Origin of the sequence: Shewanella hanedai (assembly GCF_007197645.1) — a bacterium.
Lineage (GTDB): Bacteria > Pseudomonadota > Gammaproteobacteria > Enterobacterales > Shewanellaceae > Shewanella > Shewanella hanedai.
Genome location: NZ_VKGK01000007.1, coordinates 189,623 through 197,781 on the forward strand (window position 1 = coordinate 189,623; position 8,159 = coordinate 197,781).

At 47.0% G+C, this 8,159-nt stretch carries 1 protein-coding gene and 1 rRNA gene; one reads left to right on the forward strand and one right to left on the reverse strand.

Going from position 1 to position 8,159, the window contains the following annotated elements:
- Positions 1–38 precede the first annotated feature (38 nt).
- Positions 39–6,506, reverse strand: coding sequence for a S8 family serine peptidase (locus FN961_RS08265; RefSeq protein ID WP_143564079.1), 6,468 nt, complete (start codon positions 6,504–6,506; stop codon positions 39–41).
- 1,430 nt (positions 6,507–7,936) lie between these two features.
- Here FN961_RS08265 and FN961_RS08270 point away from each other — a divergent pair.
- A 16S ribosomal RNA gene (locus tag FN961_RS08270) occupies positions 7,937–8,159 on the forward strand; the annotation flags it as partial.

Genomic DNA, 8,159 nt, shown 5'->3' on the forward strand with positions numbered 1-8,159 from the left:
CATTAACGTCCAGATTGTTACTTAACTCTTCATGAACTTCATAAACGTGCTTCAATAAAATCATTCAATCCATTATGGTTAAGATCTTGTTCATCTAGATTATCTTCAGCATCCACTTGACCATTATTGTTGTTATCGTAGCTTGAAAATCCATTGAGATGCATATCATAGTCACTGCCATCATTGGCGGCATTGTGGCTTTCTAAATCCAGATAATCAGGTATCCCATCACCATCAGTGTCTGGTGCGGGATCGACTGAGCTCTGCAGGTAAACGCTGTCTACCATCAGATCGCTATCGTTATCGGATAGTCCAGCCTCTATCAGATCAGGTATTGTATCGTTGTCACTGTCCAGATCGACATCATTGCTATAACCATCGCCGTCAGCATCCACAGACACACCGCCGCCACTAAGTGGGCTGAGTATAATGTGGTTAAGACGGATTGCTCCATTATAAAAACTACTATCGACATAGAAATCAGGAGTGTCTCCGTTGTAGGTGATCGAGCGAACCTCAGTTGCATTGTGGTAATAGCGGACAGTGTCATCTGCGACGGTCAGTGACAGGGTGTCGCCGACGGCTACACCGCTAATACTTCCGAAATAAGCACCGTTTTCGTAGAAATAGACTTGGCTGCCCACGAGATAGAATGCGTAGTCAATGTCGGCGTAGCTAGCTGAGCTTTCCACTCTGCCAAGGCCGAACATATTATTACTGCCGAGCTCATCCACGGTAAAACTGAGGCGATATTGGTCAGTGAATCCATAGTGAGAAAAAGGCGCCGAGTTCGCTTGCCATGTCCAACTGCCACCATTGGCATAGAGGATGCCATCGGTGAAGGTAGCATTGCCATTTAACACGGGCCAGTCGCTGACGAGTGAGATGGTGCGGCGCTCTAATGCATCAGGGAGACCATCGTTGTCATTATCTACATCACTGTTATTCCCTATGCCATCATTATCCGTGTCGCTGGTTTCAGCGGGATCGTAAGGGAAGGCATCAGCATTATCGCCGACACCATCGCCGTCAGAGTCCGCGTTTTCATTTGGATTAAACGGGAAAGCATCGTAGATATCTAACGTCCCATCGTTATCATCGTCATCATCGTTTGGATTTGACAGGCCATCACCGTCGGCGTCTTCAGCGCGATCATCAACGCCGTTGTTGTTGGCATCATTGCCGCCTTCGTCATCATCGGCATTGAGCATGCCGTCATAATTGGTGTCATAGGCGGCAAAATCGCTATTGTGCATATCAAAGGCGCTGCCATCATTGGCGGCGTTGTGGCTTTCTAAGTCGAGATAATCAGGAATGCCGTCGCTATCACTGTCCGGTGCAGGATCAACCGAGCCCTGTTGGTTAATAGTATCAACCATCAGGTTGCCATCATTATCGGTTAAGCCCGCTTCAATCACATCGGGGATGGTGTCGTTATCGCTGTCGAGATCGACATCGTTAGTTACGCCATCACTGTCTGCATCCGCCGAGAACCCTGAACCCGAAATTGGGGTGAGTTCGATGTTGCTCAAGCGAATGGCACCACTGTGGAAGCTGGAGTCGACATAGAAGTCTGGAGTATTGCCGCTAAAAGTGACTTCACGGACTTGATTGCCATTGCGAAGGTAACGCAGGTTGCCATGATCGACTTCGAGTGTGAGCACGTCACCAGCGGCAACACTGCCAGCGCCGAAGTTGCCTCGGTACGCACCGCTTTCGTAGATATACAAAGTGGTATTGACGATGTAGAAGGCGTAATCAATGTCGGTATAACTGGCAGAAGATTCGATACTTCCTATGCCAATCATATTGTTACTGCCAAGCGAATCAACGGTGAAATTCAGACGATAGCTATCGTCGAAGCCGTAGGTTGAGAAGCGAGTAGAGTTGGCTTGGTAGCTCCACGAACCGCCATTGGCCGACAACACACCATTGCTGAAATTTGAATTGCCTGTTAGCACTGGCCAATCCATTACATCCGCGCTGGTACGAAGCTCTAGTTCATCGCTTAAACCATCGTTATCTCGATCGATATCGCTGTTGTCACCAACACCGTCACCGTCTGAATCTGTGGTTTCAGTGGCATCGTCAGGGAAGGCGTCACTGTTGTCGCCCACGCCGTCACCGTCGGAGTCCGTAGTTTCTGAGACGTCGTTCGGGAAAGCATCCGCATTATCGCCAATGCCGTCACCATCTGTGTCCGTGGTTTCAGTCGCATCCGTAGGGAAGACATCACCGTTGTTGCCAACACCGTCGCCGTCAGAATCAGTGTTTTCGTTTGGATCAAACGGGAAGGCATCGTAAATATCTAACGTGCCGTCGTTATCATCGTCGTCATCGTTCGGATTGGAAATGCCGTCGCCGTCGGCATCTTCGGCGCGATCATCCACGCCGTTGTTGTTGGTATCATTACCGCCTTCGTCATCATCGCTGTTGAGCATGCCGTCATAATTGGTGTCATAGGAGGAAAAATCGCTATTGTGCATATCAAAGGCGCTGCCATCATTGGCGGCGTTGTGGCTTTCTAAGTCGAGATAATCAGGAATGCCATCGTCATCACTGTCCGGTGCAGGATCAACCGATCCCTGCTGATTAATAGTATCAACCATCAGGTTTCCATCATTATCGGTTAAGCCCGCTTCTACCACATCAGGGATGGTGTCGTTATCACTGTCGAGATCGACATCGTTCGTTACGCCGTCACTGTCCGCATCTGCAGAGAAACCTGAGTCCGAGAGTGGGGTGAGTTCGATGTTGCTCAAGCGGATGGCGCCACTGTGGAAGCTGGAATCAACATAGAAGTCAGGAGTATTGCCGCTAAAAGCGACTTCACGGACTTGGTTGCCATTGCGAAGGTAACGCACGTTGCCGTTATCGACTTCGAGTGTGAGCACGTCACCAGCGGCAACACTGCCAGCGCCGAAGTTGCCTCGGTACGCGCCGCTTTCGTAGATATACAGGGTGGTGCTGACGATGTAGAAGGCGTAATCAATATCGGTATAGCTCGCTGAACTTTCAGCATTGCCGAGACCAATCATATTATTACTGCCGAGCGCATCAACGGTGAAATTTAAGCGATAGCTGTCATTAAAGCCGTAGGTTGAGAAGCGGGCAGAGTTTGCTTGGTAAGTCCACGAACCACCATTGGCGGACAACACGCCGTTGGTGAAGTTTGAATTGCCTGTTTGCACTGGCCAATCCAGCACATCCGCACTGGTACGAAGCTCTAGTTCATCGCTTAACCCATCGTTGTCACGATCGACATCACTGTTATCGCCCACGCCGTCACCGTCTGAATCCTTGGTTTCAGTGGTATCGTCAGGGAAAGCGTCACTGTTGTCGCCGACGCCATCGTTATCAGTGTCTGTTGTTTCAGAGGCGTTCGTTGGGAAAGCATCCGCATTATCGCCAACCCCGTCATTGTCGGTGTCTGTGGTTTCAGTGGCATCGTCAGGGAAGGCATCGCTGTTATCGCCCACACCGTCGCCGTCTGAATCCGTGTCTTCACTCGGATCAAACGGGAAGGCATCGTAAATATCTAACGTGCCGTCGTTATCATCGTCATCATCGTTCGGATTGGAAATACCGTCGCCGTCGGCATCTTCGGCGCGATCATCCACACCGTTGTTGTTGGTATCATTGCCGCCAAGCTCGTCATTACCATCTAACATGCCGTCATAATTGGTGTCATAGGGGGCAAAATCGCTATTGTGCATATCAAAGGCGCTGCCATCATTGGCGGCGTTGTGGCTTTCTAAGTCGAGATAATCAGGAATGCCGTCATTATCACTGTCTGGGGCTGGGTCAACGCTGGCTTGCAAATCGATACTGTCGACGGTCAAGCTGCCGTCACTGTCAGTAAGACCCGCTTCAATCACATCGGGTATAGTGTCGTTGTCACTGTCGAGATCGACATCGTTGGTGACGCCGTCACTGTCAGCATCTGCCGAGAAACCTGAACCCGAAAGTGGTGTGAGTTCGATGTTGCTCAAGCGAATGGCACCACTGTGGAAGCTGGAGTCGACATAGAAGTCAGGGGTATTGCCGCTATATGCTATCTCCCGAACGACTGTGTCATTGCGACGGTAGGTTACTGTGCCTTCGGCGACCTCGATTGAGAGGATATCGCTCGTGGCAATAGAGCCGAACGTGCCACGTGAGGCTCCATTTTCATAGATATATAGTGAACTGCCAACAAGGTAGAACGCATAATCAATGTCGGTATAGCTTGCTGAGATTTCAACATTCCCAAGCCCAATCATGTTGTACGTGCCAAGGGATTGAATCTTAAATTTAAAGCGATAGTTGTCGCTAAAACCATAGGTTGAAATACGTGCAGAATTAGCTTGATAGCCCCATGAACCACCGTTCGCAGCGAGCACGCCTTCCACAAAGGAAGCATTGCCTGTCAGCACTGGCCAATCTGCTATATCCGCTTGTGTGAGGGACTCTAGGTCATCGGCTAGACCATCGTTGTCGCGGTCAATATCACCGTTGTCGCCCACACCATCACCATCGGAATCAGTGGTTTCATTCGGATCACTTGGGAATACATCTGTGTTATCACCCACACCATCACTATCGGTATCAGTGGTTTCTGTTGCATCGAGAGGGAAGGCGTCATTGGTGTCTTCAACGCCGTCATTATCGTCGTCGTTGTCAGTATTGTTACCTACACCGTCTCCATCGGTGTCATATTGTTCAGATGCATCTAGAGGGCGCCAATCTTCAGTGTCGGAAACACCATCTCCGTCATCATCGGTATCTGTATTGTTACCAATGCCATCCTTATCAGTGTCTACGGTTTCATTAGGATCCCTCGGAAAGGCGTCATTAATATCAAGTACGCCGTCGTTATCATCGTCGGTATCAACATCGTCGAGAATGCCATCGCCATCGGTATCGACAACAACCGATTCAACCAGTGTTTTCATGTCTACAATAGCACCTGAACGTGTCAGGCCTTGCCATGCCGCAACGGGACGAGCGGTATCCATAACAAGGCTTTTAATTTCACGGAATGTCATGGATGGGTCCATTGACCACGCCAAAGCAATGACGCCAGTCATGACGGGCGTTGCCTGCGATGTGCCGCTAAAACCGGAATAACCACCGCTTGAATTGACCGTGTTGAACTCTGTTGGTGCTGCAATATCGACACTAACGGCGCCATAGTTGGAATAGCTGATCCTGCCTTCGCTGCGATTCGACGCTGCGATACTCAGGATGTTGTCATTGTCGTAAGAGGCTGGGTAGACTGGGCTTGAATCAATGTTGGAATTGAAGTTGTGCGAGGCGATAACCATGAGGTGATCATCGTCTTCGATATCGGTAATCACATCTTTGAATGCTTGGCTGTATGAACCACGAATTCCCCAACTGTGGTTTGAGATTCTGGAGCCTTCACCTGTCGCATAAATCAGAGATGCCATAGCATCAGAAACAGCCGCTGCAAAACTCAATGGACCGCCGGTGTCCATCAATTGACAGCGCCAGGCACTGCCTACATAGCCGATGCCATTATCACCACGTGCGCAAATAGTGCCTGAGACGGGGGTTCCGTGTCCGCCAAATACACGGTTAGTACGGCCGTTAATATCGTCGACAATACCGTTGTTATCATCATCAACGCCATTGCCTGCAATCTCGTCTGGGTTTATCCAGAAGTTACCCTGCAAGTCTTCATGGGTGCGTAAAATGCCCTGATCATAAACAGCAATAGGACCGATGGCTGATGCATCTGTTGCTGTATCCCAGGCCTCGTAAGCTTTAATTTGATTAAGCCACCATGCATTGCCAGAACTGATATTGTCATTGGTTTCATTGGGGGCTAAAGCCCACTCGATAAGATAATTTGGCTCAGCAAAATCGACATTTTCATGAGAGTTCACCAATTCAAGTGCTTGCTCAAAACTCATCTCTTTGGGTAGATTAAATACATGAATTGGGCTGCTAGCATCTGCTGTGTCCAATGAGTTTTTGTGTGTTAAACCAATATCAGACAATGCTGTCTTAGCATTTACCTTTTTAATGAGCCGAACAACGAGCTCTTTTGGTGCATGTTCGGACATCAGCATACGAGCAAAGGTGGGTAATAGGAGAGGGTCTCGCCCTTGGCTGGCATGATATCCCTCAAACTTAGTCCAGCCAGGAGTATAAGGTTGGGCAAGGTGGTCTTTTACTTGCTGCTGCCAATATTCGCTATAAAGATGATTTCTTAAAGAAGCGCCCATCCAAGGACGTTCAGCTATATTCACTGGCTTAATGCCGTGCCCAGCTAAGCTGTCTTGGTAGGGAATTGTTGATTTGGAAAAATTCTTGTCACCATTATTAGCTTGGATCGAATTGTCATGTGGCGTACTTACATCTGGTGAACTGCTAAACGTGTGGTTTACGCCTACTGCAATTAAAGTACAGATAATAACGAGACCAGTAGTAGCAAAGCCCGTTTTATTTTTGAAGTTGAGAGACTTTCGATTGCGGAATATTTTGTTGAAAAGCCACATTGCTACACTACCTTAGACTTTGATACGACTATAAGTGTGGCGATGCAATTATATGTTATCGCCTACGTCGACAGGACAATTTTGATAGTGACGAAGTTTGAGATTTAAGAAGAGTGAGGAAGGTGTTGTAAATCCATTTAGCACTTTATATTACACGCTACATCATGACGTCTTTCATACTTACTTAACTCAAATATAAACCTTCACACCAGAAACTCTGTTCACAAATAGATTACATATGCTTAGTTTGTTAATCAACTAACAATAGTCATTTTAGTGGTTTGATATGTTGCTGATGGTGTTATTTTCAGTTGTTTCGTCTGAATTTGTGGTGTTTTGGTAGTTTGTTGAGTTTGAGGGGGCTTCAGCGGAAAAATCTTGTTGAGAAGGGAGGGATATCAACACTACAAGAAGATGTCAAAGTCATGGTGGGCTTTCAAAGGAGATGGCGTCAAGCAACCTATTTAGATGCTATGAAATATAGAATCACGGGTGTATGGCCTACCTTTGTTTCACACATAGAAGTCAGAGCTGGAAAGAAGCCTGAATACGGCTATAGGCATATAGAGGTAGGGCGAAGCAATGGTAATAGGCAGAGAATGAACAAAAATAGGATTCATACAGTCAATTGTCTATCCGTTTGTCTCTGTACTCAGGGCAAGGATGTTAATTAACTCGATAAGGAGTTTGATTACAGTATATAAGGTATAAATAGCTTGGTATTACGGGTTGAGAGATCTCAGGTTTAGGTAAAGGGGATTCATTTAGTGTTACTTTGCATTGAATGGCGCATTGAGTCTTATAGATGTCTAGGTCAATAGCTTGTTTCTTAGACATAAATCGTATTTTTTGTGGATAACTCAGTGAGTAATAGGTGTGTATAATGTGGTTATTAAAATAGATCGTATTTCCGTTAAAAAGTGCTTGCGCTCTTCTCTGACATCCCTATAATGCGCAACCACTGACACGGCATAGCAGGCTTCTAGCCTAATATAATGTTTCAGTATGATGGAAAATCTCAGGATTGTTCATCAGGTTGAAAAGCAATTTAAGTGGTTCGTAGATGTGTCTTACATACGAGAGTGTATAAGAAATCATCGCTTGAAAAACTTCTTAAAATAAGCGCTTGACGTCAACCACGGAGAGTGTAGAATACGCCTCCTCAAGCCAACGACCTAGCGTCAACGGCCGCACTATCAAGTGCAACGCTCTTTAACAATTTATCAAGTAATCTGTGTGGGCACTCACAGGTGTTGAGTTATTCGAAATTGTCTCTTTTGAGACAATCAAAAATTATCTCAACGAATCTCTTTTATAAGGGAAGCTGAGTGACCATAGAAATATGTAAACTTCATAAACTTTCGGGTTTGTGAAAAACAGTATAATTCGTTGAGCCGTTTTACTTCTAACGGAGTAGAACAAAAAAACTTTAATTGAAGAGTTTGATCATGGCTCAGATTGAACGCTGGCGGCAGGCCTAACACATGCAAGTCGAGCGGAAACAGGAAGGTAGCTTGCTACTTTCGCTGTCGAGCGGCGGACGGGTGAGTAATGCCTAGATATCTGCCTAGTCGTGGGGGATAACAGTTGGAAACGACTGCTAATACCGCATACGCCCTACGGGGGAAAGGAGGGGACCTTCGGGCCTTTCGC